General features: G+C 65.1%; 11 protein-coding genes. 4 read left to right on the plus strand and 7 right to left on the minus strand.

Features of this window, described 5'->3' with window-relative positions; all coding sequences use genetic code 11:
• Positions 1-7: 7 nt before the first annotated feature.
• Positions 8-2,479 carry an FAD-dependent oxidoreductase gene (locus GY791_09285; protein ID MCP4328612.1) on the plus strand — a complete coding sequence of 824 codons (2,472 nt, stop codon included), beginning with the start codon at positions 8-10 and terminating at the stop codon, positions 2,477-2,479.
• Positions 2,480-2,515: 36 nt separating this feature from the next.
• The gene (locus GY791_09290) at positions 2,516-4,081 is read left to right on the plus strand and encodes a trimethylamine methyltransferase family protein (protein MCP4328613.1); all 1,566 of its coding nucleotides are present in this window, start codon (positions 2,516-2,518) and stop codon (positions 4,079-4,081) included.
• A 19-nt stretch (positions 4,082-4,100) separates the two neighbouring features.
• On the opposite strand, the gene GY791_09295 is transcribed toward GY791_09290, so the two are convergent.
• Positions 4,101-4,739: a transcriptional regulator gene (locus tag GY791_09295; GenBank protein MCP4328614.1), complete on the minus strand. Its 639-nt coding sequence runs from the start codon at positions 4,737-4,739 to the stop codon at positions 4,101-4,103.
• A 107-nt stretch (positions 4,740-4,846) separates the two neighbouring features.
• Here GY791_09295 and GY791_09300 point away from each other — a divergent pair, with 107 nt between their 5' ends.
• Positions 4,847-6,439 carry a Rieske (2Fe-2S) protein gene (locus tag GY791_09300; GenBank protein ID MCP4328615.1) on the plus strand — a complete coding sequence of 531 codons (1,593 nt, stop codon included), beginning with the start codon at positions 4,847-4,849 and terminating at the stop codon, positions 6,437-6,439.
• A gap of 12 nt (positions 6,440-6,451) precedes the next feature.
• Here the strand turns inward: GY791_09300 and GY791_09305 are convergent, their stop codons facing one another.
• On the minus strand, positions 6,452-7,576 hold the full coding sequence (locus tag GY791_09305; GenBank protein ID MCP4328616.1) for an aminotransferase class I/II-fold pyridoxal phosphate-dependent enzyme: 1,125 nt from the start codon (positions 7,574-7,576) through the stop codon (positions 6,452-6,454).
• Between the two features lie 110 nt (positions 7,577-7,686).
• The gene (gene hisD / locus GY791_09310; protein MCP4328617.1) at positions 7,687-9,000 is read right to left on the minus strand and encodes a histidinol dehydrogenase; all 1,314 of its coding nucleotides are present in this window, start codon (positions 8,998-9,000) and stop codon (positions 7,687-7,689) included.
• A 118-nt stretch (positions 9,001-9,118) separates the two neighbouring features.
• Between hisD and GY791_09315 the strand changes: the two genes are divergently transcribed.
• Complete coding sequence (locus GY791_09315; GenBank protein MCP4328618.1) at positions 9,119-10,345, plus strand: threonine synthase; 1,227 nt, start codon at positions 9,119-9,121, stop codon at positions 10,343-10,345.
• Between the two features lie 48 nt (positions 10,346-10,393).
• On the opposite strand, the gene GY791_09320 is transcribed toward GY791_09315, so the two are convergent.
• From GY791_09320 to GY791_09335, 4 genes are all read right to left on the minus strand, one after another.
• Positions 10,394-11,263, minus strand: coding sequence for an ABC transporter permease subunit (locus GY791_09320; GenBank protein ID MCP4328619.1), 870 nt, complete (start codon positions 11,261-11,263; stop codon positions 10,394-10,396).
• Positions 11,256-12,056: an ATP-binding cassette domain-containing protein gene (locus GY791_09325; protein MCP4328620.1), complete on the minus strand. Its 801-nt coding sequence runs from the start codon at positions 12,054-12,056 to the stop codon at positions 11,256-11,258. Before GY791_09325 ends, GY791_09320 begins: the two co-directional genes overlap by 8 nt.
• Positions 12,057-12,191: 135 nt before the next feature.
• On the minus strand, positions 12,192-13,214 hold the full coding sequence (gene tauA, locus GY791_09330; GenBank protein ID MCP4328621.1) for a taurine ABC transporter substrate-binding protein: 1,023 nt from the start codon (positions 13,212-13,214) through the stop codon (positions 12,192-12,194).
• Between the two features lie 155 nt (positions 13,215-13,369).
• Positions 13,370-14,671, minus strand: a complete 1,302-nt coding sequence (locus GY791_09335) for an aspartate aminotransferase family protein (GenBank protein MCP4328622.1) — start codon at positions 14,669-14,671, stop codon at positions 13,370-13,372.
• Positions 14,672-14,843 lie beyond the last annotated feature (172 nt).

Consider the following 14,843-nt stretch of genomic DNA (forward strand, 5'->3'; position numbering starts at 1 on the left):
CGCGACGATGAGCGATATCCCCAAACACGCCCGGGCGGTCATCATCGGCGGCGGCGTCATCGGCTGTTCGGTCGCCTACCATCTCGCCAAACTCGGCTGGACCGACATCGTGCTGCTCGAACGCAAGCAGCTGACCTGCGGTACGACGTGGCACGCGGCAGGCCTCATCGGTCAGCTTCGCGCCACCAAGAACATGACCCAGCTCGCCAAGTATTCGGCCGAGCTCTACGCAAATCTCGAGGCCGAGACCGAGGTCGCCACCGGGTTCAAGCAAAACGGATCGCTTTCGCTGGCGCTCTCGGAGGCGCGGTTCGAGGAGCTGAAACGCGGCGCCTCGATGGCCAAGACCTTCGGTCTCGAGGTCCGGGTGCTGAGCCCGGGCGAGTGTCGAGAGATGCATTCCATGATCAATCTCGACGGTGTCGTCGGCGGCGTCTTTCTGCCCAAGGACGGTCAGGCCGATCCGGCCAACATCGCGCTTGCCCTGGCCAAGGGAGCGCGCCAGCAGGGCGCCAGGATCTTCGAGCACACCAAGGTGACGGCGGTCCATCGCGACCGCGGCCGTGTCACCGGCGTCGCCACCGATAACGGCGACATCGCCGCCGACTATGTCGTCAATTGTGCCGGTATGTGGGGCCGCGACGTCGGCGCGATGGCCGGCGTCAATGTGCCGCTTCAGGCCTGCGAGCATTTCTATATCGTGACCGAGGGTATCCCCGACCTCCCGCGCGACTTGCCGGTGCTGCGGGTGCCCGACGAATGCGCCTATTACAAGGAGGACGCCGGGAAAATCCTGCTCGGGGCGTTTGAGCCGGACGCCAAGCCGTGGGGCATGAACGGCATTCCCGAGGATTTCTGCTTCGACCAACTGCCCGAGGATTTCGAGCATTTCGAGCCGATCCTCGAGGCGGCCGTCGGCAGGATGCCGATCCTCGAGACCGCGGGCATCCACACCTTCTTCAACGGGCCGGAAAGTTTCACGCCGGACGACCGTTTCCTCCTCGGCGAGGCGCCGGAGCTGCGCAATTTCTATGTCGCGACAGGGTTCAATTCGATCGGCATTCAATCGGCCGGCGGCGCCGGTAAGGCGCTGGCCGCCTGGATGGATGCCGGCGAGCCGCCGTTCGATCTGTGGGACGTCGACATTCGGCGCATGCAACCGTTTCAGGGTACGAAGCGCTACCTGGTCGAGCGCTCGAAAGAGACCCTGGGTCTGCTCTACGCGGACCACTTCCCCTACCGGCAATTCGCCACCGCACGCGGCGTGCGCATGTCTCCGCTGCACGAACGCCTGGCGGCGAGCGGCGCCTGCTTCGGCGAGGTCGCCGGCTGGGAGCGGGCCAACTGGTTTCTGCCCGCCGACCGAGCCGCCGCCGGCGAGCGGTCCGAATACCGCTACAGCTGGCAACGCCAGAATTGGTTCGACTATGCCGCCGCCGAGCACAAGGCGGTGCGCGAGGCGGTGGGGCTGTTCGACATGTCGTCCTTCGCCAAGTTTCGGGTCGAGGGGCGCGACGCCGAATCGGTGCTGCAGACGGTTTCGGCCAACAATGTCGCGGTCGAGCCGGGGCGCATTGTCTATACGCAATGGCTCAACAAGCATGGCGGCGTCGAGGCCGACCTGACGATTACCCGCTTGTCCGAGACCGTCTTTCTCGTCGTCACGGCGGCGGCCAACGCGGTCCGCGATCTGGCCTGGCTCAGACGGCACGTTCCCGACGACGCCCATTGCGTGATCACCGATGTCACCAGCAGCGAGGCGGTGATCGCGGTGATGGGACCGAAATCGCGCGCCTTGCTCCAGCCGCTCGTCGACGTCGACCTCGACAGCGACGCCTTCCCGTTCGCCACGGCGCGCGAGATCGAGTTGGGCATGGCTCCAATTCGCGCGCACCGCATCACCTATGTCGGCGAACTCGGGTGGGAGCTCTATGTTCCCGCCGACATGGCGCGCTACGTGTTCGACCAAGTCGTGGAACACGGCGATGCCCACGGCCTTCGCCTGTGCGGCATGCACACCCTGGATTCGTGCCGAATAGAAAAGGCTTACCGTCACTTCGGCCATGACATCACCGACGAGGACCATGTCCTCGAGGCCGGGCTCGGCTTCGCGGTCAAGGCCGATAAGCCGCCGTCCCGGCTTGGTGACTTCACCGGCCGCGAGGCGGTGCTCAACATGCGGCAGCAAGGTCTGACCAAGCGGTTGCTGCAATTCAGGCTCGAAGACCCGGAGCCGCTGCTCTACCACAACGAGCCGATCCGCCGCGGTGGCGAGATCGTCGGCTATCTGCGGTCAGGCAATTACGGCCATCACCTCGGCGCCGCGATCGGCCTCGGTTATGTCTCTTGTACGCCGGAGCAGAGCGCCGCCGATGTGGTCGCCGCGCGCTACGAGATCGAGATCGCCGGCGACTGCTTTCCGGCCGAAGCCAGTTTGCAACCGCTCTACGATCCAAAATCGGAACGCGTGCGCGTTTAGGGACCAAAGGAAACGTGTCGGCCAAGGAGACGTCACATGAAAAACGCTGAGCTACGGGAGCGCGGTGGCCGCCGTGGTGGCCGGGAGGCACGCCGTGCGCTTCGCGCCGCTCCTATTCCGCGCGACCAGGCGCCGATCCGCGGCGGTCTCGAAGGCGGTCGTTTCGCGCCGCTGAGTACCGCCGACATCGCCGGTATCCACGAGGCGGTGTTGGTCGTCCTGGAAGAGATCGGCTTCGCCGATGCGATTCCGAGCTGCGTAAAGGCGGTGACCGACGCCGGCGGCTACGTCGGCGACGACGGCCGGCTGAAGTTCCCGCGCGCGCTGGTCGAGGATACCATCGCCAAGGCGGCGCGCCATTTCACCCTGCACGGGCAGGCGCCGCAGCACGACCTGCAACCGATGGGCCGGAAGGTCTATTACGGCACCGCGGGCGCGGCGGTCCATGTGGTCGATGTCGAGAAGCGGGAATATCGCGAGTCGTTTCTCGCCGACATCTACGACGCGGCGCGGATCGTCGATACCCTCGACAATATCCATTTCTTCCAGCGCCCGATGGTCGCCCGAGATATGGAAAGCTCGCGCGACCTCGACATCAACACCGCCTATGCCTGCCTCTCGGGCACGACCAAGCATGTCGGCACCAGCTTCATCAAGCCGGAACACGTCGACGAGATCGTCGAAATGTGCCACCTCGTCGCCGGCGGCGAAGAGGCATGGCGCGCGCGCCCCTTCATATCGATGTCGAATTGCTTCGTCGTTCCGCCGCTGAAATTCGCCGAGGACGCCTGTCGTTGCCTCGAAGCCGGCGTCTGGGCCGGAATGCCGATCCTGTTGCTGTCGGCAGGCCAAGCCGGCGCGACGGCGCCGGCGGCGATCGCCGGTACCATCGTCCAAGCGACGGCGGAGGTGTTGGGCGGCCTGGTCTATGTGAACGCGCTCAAGCCCGGACATCCGGCGATCTTCGGCACCTGGCCGTTCGTCTCCGACCTGCGCACCGGCGCCATGTCCGGCGGCTCCGGCGAACAGGCGCTGCTGACCGCGGGCTGCGCCCAGATGGCACAGTTCTACGACCTGCCCGGCGGGTCGGCGGCCGGCATCTCGGATTCCAAGCTGCCCGACTATCAAGCCGGCTATGAACGCGGCATCACCGACGTACTCGCCGGCCTCGCCGGCTTGAACCTGGCCTATGAAGCGGCCGGCATGCACGCCTCCTTGCTCGGCTTCTGCCTCGAAAGCCTGATCATCGACGACGACACGTTGGGCCAGGCGATGCGCTGTGTGCGCGGCATCGAGGTGACCGGCGAAGCGTTATCGGTCGAGGCCATTCGCCAGGTTTGCATCGAAGGTCCCGGCCACTTCCTCGGTCACGAACAGACCCTGTCGTTGATGCAGAGCGAGTACGTCTATCCGTCCATCGCCGACCGCACCAGCCCGAAGGAGTGGGAAGCGCTCGACCGGCCCGACCTGATCGAAAGGGCGGTGGCCAAGAAACGCGAGATCCTGGCCACCCACCACCCGCAGCATGTCGGCGCCGACATCGATGCCGCGATTCGCGACAAGTTCGATATCAAACTGCCACCCGAGGCGATGGGTCGTTAGGGGGCGCCGGTCGGCGCGATCATGCGGCGCGGGAACCCGCCTTCGTAATGCGATAGGCACAGCGGCGGGCACCGGCGAGGATGTGGTCCGTCCGTTCCACGGTGACGCCGTCGCCGAGTACGGTTTCGAACAATTCGAGCTCGGCCTTGCATAGGCCGGTGCAGGCACGGGCGGCGGCGCATATCGGACAATGGTTTTCGACCAATAGGAATCCATCGCCGTCCTTCATTGCCGCGGCCATATAGCCCTCCGCATTGCGAATCTCGACCAGCCGCCGGACCCGCCGCGCCACGGTCCGGTCCTTGGCCATGCGATCCCGATAGGCATCGATCTGGTCACGGAGGCGGATGTCGATGATCTTGTCCAAGCCCGATTGGCCGAAGGCGTGCGCCATCGAGGACAGCAATTCCGCTGTCAGCTCCGCATAGCCATGGGGAAAAAAGACATCGGCCGCCGGCGTCAGGTGCCACTGCTTGGCGGGGCGGCCGACGCCGTTCGGATCGGCCGTTGAAGCAACCACGCCTTCCGCTGCCAGAGCGTAGAGGTGCTGGCGAACGGCCATGGCGGATACTCCCAATTCGCTCGCCAGCGCGGCGGCATCCTGGGCGCCGTCCCGTTTGAGAAGCTCAATGATCTGTCGTCGCGTGGGCGTGTCCAAGGTCGCATACCATGGTTGTGGCCGTTAATTTCTAAAGGTATATCTTGATAAATTCAAGCGGCGACGTTATTATTTTTAAAGTTATATCTTTTGAAACGGAGTGTGCCGTGGCGATCGCCCGTGCCGACTGGACCGAGGTATTTTCCGCCGCCGAATTGGCAACGCGGGGCAAGGCGGTCGTCAAACCGGGTGGCCGACAGATCCTGTTGTGGCGGAGCGGCGATGCCATCTATGCCTGCAACAACCGCTGCCCGCACGAGGGCTATCCCCTGGCCGAAGGCACCTTGGCCGATGGCTGCGTTTTGACTTGCAATTGGCACAACTGGAAATTCGATCTGGCGAGCGGCGAAACCATCGTCGGTGGGGATGCGCTGCGGCGATATCCGGTCAAGACGGACGGCGACGCGATTCTCCTCGATCTCGCCGACCCGCCGGCGGTGGAGGTCCGGGCGCGGGCGCTGGCCGGCCTCGAGGAGGCCCTTGCGGACCACGACTACGAGCGTATGGCTCGGGAGATGGCACGGTTCGAGGCCACCGGTGCCGATCTGCCCGACGCACTCGACGCCGCGTTCGGCTGGGCTGCCGACCGTTACGAGTTCGGCATGACCCATGCCCAGGCGGCGGCCAGAGATTGGCTTGCTCTGCGGGCCTCGTTACCAATCGACGCGGCCGCCGATCGCCTGGTCCCGGTTCTCGAGATTATCGGACATTTATCCTGGGACGCACGGGGCGAGCGCGACCGGTTCCCATTTGCCGGGGGACGCGCCGACGTCTTCGACGGCGCAGCACTGGAGGACGCCATCGAACGGGAAGACGAGGCGATCGCCGTCGGACTCGTCCGTGCCGCGATCGAGGACCGGGAGTTGGTGCCGCTGCGCCGCTCGCTGGAACGTGTCGCCTTGCGTCACTATCAAGGCTTCGGCCATCCGCCGATTTATGTCGAAAAGACCTTCGCGCTGCTGGCCGTGCTCGGCCCGGTGGCGACGGAAGCGCTCCTTTTCCCGTTGGTGCGAAACTTCTGCATGGGCGCGCGTGAAGACCTGATTCCGGAGTTCCGCGCCTACGCGCCGGCGCTTCAAAGTTGGGATCCCAGCGGCACGGACGTCCCCGACCCGAGCGCCGTCCGCGGTGCCGGTGTGAGCCAGTGCCTGGACCTGATTGCGGCCGGGGGCGGCCAGGTCGGCAATCTCTACGACACGGTCCTGTTCGCCGCCGCCGATGCGATGCTCCATTACGATGCGCGTTTTCGCGCCCATGTCGACAAGCCGGTCCAGCAGAACGTCGATTGGCTCGACTTCACCCACGCCATCACCCACCTCAATTCCGCCCGCAAGATCTGCGCGCGCCAGCCCGATTTGTGGTCCAACGCGCTGCTCCAGTCCGGCTGCTTCCTAGGGCGCAATGCGGCCTTCGTCGACTGGGACCAGGACGTAGCGCAATGGACGGTCGACGATCCCGGTGAATTTTTCGACGCTATCTTCGACGGTCTTCTCGATCACGGCGAGCCGCTCTACATCTATTCGGCCCACACCCTCAAGCTCGCGACGGCTATTCGCGAGGAGGTCGACCGCGACCCTGGAGCGGCGTGGGTGCCCGTTCTGCTCGCCGCGCTCAACCGGTTCGTTCACGAGCCGCCGAAGAAAAAGCACGCGCGTCGCGTCGCCCACCAGGCGCTGAGTTTCGTTCGCGCACAGGGGTAGGGTGGCGGGCGGTCAGCCGGCGGCTGCGGCCTCCGCAATCGCCTCGCGCAGGATGGCGGCGATCGTGCGGCAATCGTCCTCCGACAACGACAGCGGTATTCGCATGTCGCACAAACCGTCGAGGACCCGCCGCGAGCTGCGGAGCTCGGGGGTCGCTTCGATGTAGCGCCAGTGTTCGTAGGAACTGGTGAAGCCGACCGGCTCGCGCCCGCCGAACCACTTCACGTGAATGCCCTGACGCTCGCAGATCGCGATGAAATCCTCGATCTGGTCGGCGCGGAGGCCGGTGACCGAGAACTGGATCGAGCTCGGCACCGCGTCCTCCTTGGCCGGGCGCTCGGGGACCGCGATATGGTCGATGGCGCGCAACAGGTCGGCGAGGCGGCGATAATTCGTCCGCCAGCTCGCCGTGCGTTCGTCCATCAACGCCAATTGCGGGCGCAGCACGGCGGCGACCAGGTTGGACATCCGCATGCTGAAATTGGGCGTCGTATATTTGTACTTCTCGAACACCTCGATCGGCGGTCGGGCGGCGTTCTGGCCATAGAGCCAATAGGCGCCGGACATGATGATCGCGCGGGCCGCGAGGTCGTCGTCGTCGGTTGCCAGCAAACCGCCTTCGCCCGAGTTTATGTGCTTGAAGGTCTGGGTGCTGAAACACCCGGCGGCGCCGAAGGTGCCAGTCATGCGCCCGTCCCATCCGGCCCCCATGGTATGGGCGCAGTCCTCGATCAAGGTCAGCTCGTGCCGCTGGCAGACCTCGCCGACCCGGTCCATGTCGGGGACATGGCCGCGCGTATAGGAAAGCAGAAAATAGCGCGCGCCACTGGTCGCCGCCTTGCGTTCGAGGTCGTCGAGATCGACGACGTAATTCTCCGTGATGTCGACCAGGATCGACTCGGCCCCGGCGTGGGCGACCGCGCCCGGCACCGGCGCCAGGGTGAAGGCGTTGACCAGGACCTTGTCGCCGGGGCCGACTCCGGCCGCCTTGAGGGCGAGGAAAATGGCGCAGCCGCCGGAATTGACGCCGACCACGTAGCGGATGCCAAGATAGGCGGCGAACTCCTGCTCCAGGAGCGCGGCCTCGGGCAGCCCGGCGCGGTCTTCGCCGTAGCGAAACAGGCGGCCGTCGCGCATCAGCCGGGTCGCCGTTTCTATGCCGGCTTCCGGTATCGGATCGGGCGTGCTGAGATCGATGTCGAGCGCCGCGCGGTTCGGCGTTTGCGGCGCCCGCTTGCCCGCCGCCACTATTCGACGCTTCCCTGGGCGAGTTCGAATCGCTCGTCGGGGAAGTACTTCGCCAGCCGCACGTCGCCGGTCATGGCGTGCCCCTCCATGCCCTCGAGCCGCGATATCCGCGACGCCACCGGCGCGACCACGCGCGTCGCGTCGCGCGTCATGCGTTGATAGGTCAGGGTCTTGATGAACTTGCCGGCGTTGAGCCCGCCCGAATAGCGTCCCGCCCCTCGCGTCGGCAGAATATGGTTGGGTCCCGAGCATTTGTCGCCGAAGGCGACGGTCGTTTCCTCGCCCAGGAAAAGCGATCCGTAATTGCGTAGGTTGGCGAGCCACCAATCGAGGTCGCGGGCCTGGACCTGGAGATGTTCCGGCGCGTAGCGGTCGCAGACCGCGCACGCCTCCTCGCGGCTTTCGGCGAAGATGACTTCGCCGTAATCGCGCCACGCCGCTTCCGCCGCCGCCCGCGCCAGCGGCGGCAGGGCGGCGATCAGCGGCGGCATGATTTCGATGACGCGTTCGGCGAGCGCGCGGTCGGTACTGACCAGCCAGACCGGCGAATCGGGGCCGTGCTCGGCTTGTCCGGCGAGATCGGCGGCGACGATCTCGGGGTCCGCGGTGTCGTCCGCGGCGACCATCGATTCGGTCGGTCCGGCGATGACGTCGATGCCGATACGACCGAACAGGATTCGTTTGGCCTCGGCGACGAAGCGGTTGCCGGGGCCGACGATGACATCCGCCGGATGGCCGGAGAAATGACCGTTGGCGAGGGCCGCGATGGCCTGGACCCCGCCCAGGGCGAGCACCGTGTCGGCGCCCGAAAGTGCCATCGCATAGAGGATGGCGGGGTGGACGCCGACCTCCGCCTTGGCCGGGGAGGCGGCGACGACATTCTCGACGCCCGCGACCTTGGCCGTGCACACACTCATGATCGCCGACGCGGCATGGGCATAGCGACCGCCCGGCACATAGCAGCCGGCGGTGGTGACCGGGACCAGGCGTTGGCCGGCGACCAACCCGTCGACCAGCGTGACCTCGAACTCGCTGAGCGAATCGCGCTGATGCTGGGCGAAATCGCGCACCCGGCCGTGGGCGAAGCGAATATCTTCCTTGACCGTCTCCGGCAGACCGGTTTCGGCGCGGCGCAGACGATCGGCATCGACGACGATATCGCCGGTCCAGCCATCGAGGCGCTCGGCGAAGGCGCGGGTCGCCGCCTCGCCGCCGTCTTCGATCTCCGCCAGCATGCCTGTGACGATGCCGGCGGTTTCTTCATCGCGCGAGTCGACGGCCGTGCCGGCCTTTTTGAGATAGTCGATTGCCATGATGTGGATTTCCCTTTACCTGCTTGGCGCGATACCCGCGACACATCCCGACAGTATCGGCATGAAAGCGCTATTCTCGTGTTGCAATAGCATCGCTGCCTTTGAAGGACACTAGGAAATGATCGAAAAACGGCCGGACGTACCAACATTCGTGACCCACCTGGAATGCTCGATGACCGGCAAGCGCTACGACGCCGATCGGGTCCACGGTCTGTCCGAGGCCGGGCGTCCGATCCTCGTGCGCTACGATCTCGATGCTCTCGCCCAAGCCATCGACAAGGAAACGCTCGCCCGCCGGACAGAGGGGTTCTGGCGCTATCGCGAATTCCTGCCGGTGCGCCGGCCCGAAAACGTGGTCAGCCTGGGCGAGGTGGTGACGCCGCTGATCCGCCTGCCGCGCCTCGAGGAAAGAGATGGCTGCCTGGTGGTCAAGGACGAGGGTCGGCTGCCAACGGGCTCGTTCAAGGCGCGCGGACTGGCCCTCGCGGTGGCGATGGCCAAGGAGCTCGGCCTTGACCACTTGGCGATGCCGACCAACGGCAATGCCGGCGCCGCGATGGCGGCATACGCCACCTCGGCGGGCCTCAAGAGCACCGTGTTCTGTCCCGACGATACGCCGGAGATCAACATCTCCGAGATCGAGCTCCAGGGCGCCACCGTCTACCGCGTCAACGGGCTGATCAACGATTGCGGCAAGTTGGTCGGCGACGGCAAGGCGGCGGCCGGCTGGTTTGACCTATCGACCCTCAAGGAGCCCTATCGGATCGAGGGCAAAAAAACCATGGGATTGGAGCTCGCCGAGCAGCTCGGGTGGGAGTTGCCCGACGTGATCTTCTACCCGACCGGCGGCGGCACCGGCTTGATCGGCATGTGGAAGGCCTTTGCCGAGCTCGGCGAAATGGGCTGGATCGGCGATCATCGGCCGCGCATGGTCGCGGTTCAGGCCGAGGGCTGCGCACCGATCGTCAAGGCCTACGAGGCGGGGGAAGAGCACGCGCCGCTATGGCAGGACGCCCATACCGTGGCCGCCGGCATCCGTGTGCCGATTGCGGTCGGCGATTTTCTCATCCTGCGCGCGGTGCGCGAAAGCGGCGGCTTCGCCATCGCCGTTTCCGACGACGCGATCCTGGCTGGCCTCGATGAGGTCGCCCGCCAAGAAGGCTTGCTGCTCTGTCCCGAAGGCGCGGCCACTTATGCCGCCTACAAGCAGGCGCTGGCCGATGGCCGCGTCGCGCCCACGGACCGGGTCGTGCTTTACAACTGCGCCACCGGTCTCAAATACCCGATGCCGCCGGTGACGCGGCGCCTCGACAAGGATGGCACCATCGATTTCGCAGCGCTGTAGGGGCCGGATTCTGGCAACACCACGCGCGAGGAGGAGGGCGCCAGTCCGCTAGGCCTTGCCCTTCCACGGCACCAAGACGCGCTCGACATAGCGCATCAGCAGGTCAAACATATAGGCGATGGCGCCGATGACGACGATACCCATGATGACCACGTCGGTGACCAGGAACTCGGCGGCGTTCAAGACCATGTGGCCGAGCCCGGTCTCGGCGGCGACCATCTCGGCGGCGACCAGGGTCGTCCAGCCGAATCCGATGCCGATCCGCATGCCAGTCAGGATCTCGGGCATGGCGCCCTTCATGATGACGTGGAAGATGACCTGGGCCCGGGTCGCCCCCATCGAATAAGCGGCATGGATCTGCTCGATCTGGACCGAACGCACGCCGGCGCGGGCGGCCAGCGCCATCGGCGCGAACATGGCGAGGAAGATCAGCACGATCTTCTGTTCCTCGTCGATGCCGAGCCAGATGATCGTCAGCGGCAGATAGCCGAGCGGCGGGATCGGCCGATAGAACTCGATCGGCGGATCGAAGATGCCGCGGGCGACTCGGTTGACGCCCATCGCGATGCCGACCGGGACGGCGGCGACGCAGGCGAGGAAGAAGGAGAAGAAGACGCGGTAGAGGCTCTGCCACGTATGCTGCCACAAGGTGCCGCCGGCGAATTCTTCGTTCGACACCTGCCAGAACCGGCCGATGACCGTTTCCGGCGACGGCAGGAACAAGGGCTGGATCCAGCCCATGTTGGTCGTGAACCACCACAGGAACAGCAGGAAGATGGTGGTCGCTATGCTGATTGCCGTGCTGTTGCCGGCGCCCGGGGCGCCATAGGAATCGCCGGGCTTGACCGGCCCCGCCGAGAAGATGTTGGCGATCGCGTGCTTCAGGCCCGTCGGCCGCGGTGCAATTTGTTCAGCCATCGAGCGTTCCTCCGGCGACCTCGTCGCCATGAATGATGGCGAGGATCTTCTCGCGCATTTCGATGAAATCCGGTTCCGACTTGATCTTCCGCGCGTCCCGGTCGGCAAAGAACCGGTGGCAGAAATCGAGCTCGTATTCGTGGGTGATGCGGCCGGGCCGCGGGGACATGACGATCAGCCGGGTCGCCATGAACAACGCCTCCTCGACGCTGTGGGTAATGAAGAAGACCATCTTGCTGGTCTGCCGCCAGACGTCGAGGATCAGTTCCTGCATCGATTCTCGGGTCAGCGCGTCGAGCGCGCCCAAGGGCTCGTCCATCAGCAGCGCCTCGGGGTCGCTGGTCAGCGCGCGGGCCAAGCCGACCCGTTGCTGCATGCCGCCGGACAGTTCGTAGATGCGATGGTTCTCGAAATCCTCGAGTCCGACCAGCTTGAGGTATTTGCGCGCCGTCTCCTGGCGCTGCTGCCGGCTCGCGCCCTGGAGCATCAGGCCAAAGGTGACGTTGTCGAGGACCTTGAGCCACGGCAGTAGGGCGTGCTTTTGGAACACGACGCCGCGGTCGGAACCGGGGCCGGTGACCTGGGCGCCATCGAGGCGGACCTCGCCACGGCTCGGTTGGATGAACCCGGCGAGCAGATTCAGCAGCGTCGTCTTGCCGCAGCCCGACGCGCCCAAGGCGACGACGAAATCGCCGCCATTGACGGTCAGATTGACCCCTTCCAGCGCATGGACCTCGCCGCCGCCGCGGGTCGGATAGATGACCGTGACTTCTTCGGCCTCGAGTGTCGGCATCGCCCCCTCCCTTGTTGACGAAATAGTGTCACCGTTAACCGGCAACGGCAACCATGGGCAGGATCGCTTTAGTTGTTGCACAAAGAAAAAGGGCCCGGCCGTTTCCAGCCGGGCCCCAATCCGTCTTCGGGTTGGCTACATCCCGAGGGCTTTTTTCACCCACTCATCGGTAACCGTCGCGCCGTAGTCCGGCAACAGGGCGTCGATCTTGCCCTCGTCCTTGAGGAACACCGAGGTGTGGTAGAGCGCCTGCGCGGCGCCGCCATTGGCTCCGCCGCCGAGCCATAGGTCGGAAGCCTGCGCCTCGAGTGTCGGGAAGTCGTAAAGCGCCAGCACCAGCGGGACATCCTCGGCGTTGCCGCCGATCATCTTGACGATCGCCTTGACCGCGTCCGAGTCCGGGGTCCACGCTGCGGCGTTGTCGCGATAGGCGGCATCCGCAGCGGCAATGGTCTTGACGAAATTGACCATGAAGTCGGCATTTTCGGCGGCGAAGTCCGTGTTGACGACGAGGCCGTCGAAGGTCGCCTTGCCCCAGCTGCTGAGCAGGCCCGAGGTGACCAGCACCTTGCCGGTGTTCTTGATCCGGCCCAGCGCCGGATCCCAGATGAACGCCGCATCGATATCGCCGCGTTCCCAGGCCGCGGCGATGGCGTTGGGTTGCATGTTGAGGACCTTGACCTCTTCCGGCTCGATGCCGAATTGCTCGAGGGCGAACAGGGTGTGGAAATGTGTCGTCGAGACGAATGGTACGCCAAGCTTCTTACCCTTGAGGTCCTGCGGCGAATTAATTCCGGAACCGTTGCGCACCACCAATGCCTCGGCGGCGGCGATATCCTCGGTGATCCAGAACAGTTGGATCGGCAAGCCGCGACTGACGCCGGCGGCGATTGGGCTCGAACCGGCGAGGGCGATGTGAACGTCGCCGGAGGCCATGGCGGTGATGACCTTCGATCCGGAATCGAAGCCCCGCCAGTTGATCTTGTAGCCGGTCGCCTTTTCGAACTCGCCGGCGGCGATGGCGACTTTCCAGGGGTTGTAGATCTGCTGGTAGCCGATCGTGACTTCGTTGTCGGCGGCCAAGGCCGTCCCGGAGACGCCGGCGGCGAGCCCCAGCATGGCCAGCGCGGCGACCGAATTGGTGACGAATTTCTGCATTGGGTTTCCTCCTCTGATGTTCTCGTGCGCGCGGATGTGATGATGGAAACACCACAATACGACATCGAAGTCGATGACGTCGCCGCATCATTTGTTTGGTTGTTCTACAGGATTCTATTTTTTGAAGCGATACCTCTCCTTTTCCGTCGATTCGGCTAATAGGACGACAGCACGTCCCGCAGTTTGCCGCAGATCTCATCGATGTGCTCGCGCTCGGCGATCAGCGGCGGCGCGACAATTCCCGAGTCGCCGGTGAACTTGACATGGAGGCCGGCGGCGAACAGCCGTTTGTTGACGTCGGTTCCGCGTGCCCCCGGCGCGTCGCCCGGCATGACGTCGATGCCCGCCAGCATGCCGTAGCCGCGGATGTCGGCGACGAGCGGTATGTCCTGCAGCGCGAACACAGCGTCGAGGAAGTAGTCCGACAATTCGGCGGCGCGGTCGAACAATCGCTCTTTGGCATAGATGTCGAGCGTCGCGAGGCCGGCCGCGCAGGCCGCGGGATGGGCGGAATAGGTGTAGCCGTGAAACAGCTCGACAGCGCCGGGCGGGGCGGCGTCGACGATGGTGTCGTGGATTCTCTCGTCGACGGCGACGGCGCCCATCGGTTGGGCACCGTTGGTCAACGCCTTGGCCATGGTCATGATGTCCGGCGTTACCCCGAAGCTGTCCGCCCCGAAGGCCTTGCCGGTGCGACCGAAGCCGCAGATGACTTCGTCGAACACCAGCAGGATGCCGTTGGCGTCGCAAATCTCGCGCAACCGCTCGAGATATCCTTTCGGCGGGACCAGGACCCCGGTCGACCCGGCGATCGGCTCGACGAAGCAAGCCGCGATCGTATCGCCGCCATAGGTGTCGACTGCCCGCTGGAGATCGTCGGCAAGGTAGGCGCCTTCGTCCGGCTGGCCGCGGGTGAAGCGATTCTCCGCCAGCCAGGTGTGGCGCATATGCGTTACGCCCGGCATGACGGCCCCGAACGCCTGGCGGTTCTTAACCATCCCCGCGAGGGAGACGCCGCCGATATTGACGCCGTGATAGGACCGCTCGCGAGAGACGAACCGGGTGCGCTGGCCCTGGCCGCGGGCGACATGATAGGCGAGCGCGATCTTGATCGCCGAATCGATCGATTCGGAACCGGAATTGACGAAGAAGATCCGGTTCAACCCCTCGGGCGTCAGCGCGGCGACGCGGCTGGCGAGTTCGAAGGCGATCGGGCTGCCGACCTGGAACGGTGGCGAATAATCCATTTCGCGCAATTGCTGCGAGACCGCATCGGCGATCTCGACCCGCCCGTGGCCGGCGGCGCAGCAGAACAGCCCCGACGAGCCGTCGATCAGTTTTTCCGCCTTGTGATTCCAATAATAGACACCTTCGCCGCGCACCAGCAGCCGGGGATCGGCCTTGAAGTCCCGGTTTGCGGTAAACGGCATCCAATGGTGTTCGAGCGTATTGGTCATGAATTGCATGAATCTTGCCTCCGACCTGAAAATCGGCGCGGGCGCCGACCTCATGGAACGGGCCGATGTCACGTCGCCACCCCAGGAATCAGTGGATCAGGGCCACTTGTGCCCGGGTAGCGAACAGCGTAGGCTCGATTTTGGACCCATTCTAGGGCCAATTCGATTCAAC

Source organism: Alphaproteobacteria bacterium (assembly GCA_024244705.1).
Taxonomy (GTDB): domain Bacteria; phylum Pseudomonadota; class Alphaproteobacteria; order JAAEOK01; family JAAEOK01; genus JAAEOK01.

Coding starts and splice junctions, on each gene's coding strand:
- GY791_09290 (MCP4328613.1), top strand. CDS start 2,516: ATGAAAAACGCTGAGCTACGGGAGCGCGGTGGCCGCCGTGGTGGCCGG.
- hisD (MCP4328617.1), bottom strand. CDS start 9,000: ATGGCAATCGACTATCTCAAAAAGGCCGGCACGGCCGTCGACTCGCGC.
- tauA (MCP4328621.1), bottom strand. CDS start 13,214: ATGCAGAAATTCGTCACCAATTCGGTCGCCGCGCTGGCCATGCTGGGG.
- GY791_09305 (MCP4328616.1), bottom strand. CDS start 7,576: ATGCGCGACGGCCGCCTGTTTCGCTACGGCGAAGACCGCGCCGGGCTG.
- GY791_09285 (MCP4328612.1), top strand. CDS start 8: ATGAGCGATATCCCCAAACACGCCCGGGCGGTCATCATCGGCGGCGGC.
- GY791_09325 (MCP4328620.1), bottom strand. CDS start 12,056: ATGCCGACACTCGAGGCCGAAGAAGTCACGGTCATCTATCCGACCCGC.
- GY791_09320 (MCP4328619.1), bottom strand. CDS start 11,263: ATGGCTGAACAAATTGCACCGCGGCCGACGGGCCTGAAGCACGCGATC.
- GY791_09335 (MCP4328622.1), bottom strand. CDS start 14,671: ATGACCAATACGCTCGAACACCATTGGATGCCGTTTACCGCAAACCGG.
- GY791_09315 (MCP4328618.1), top strand. CDS start 9,119: ATGATCGAAAAACGGCCGGACGTACCAACATTCGTGACCCACCTGGAA.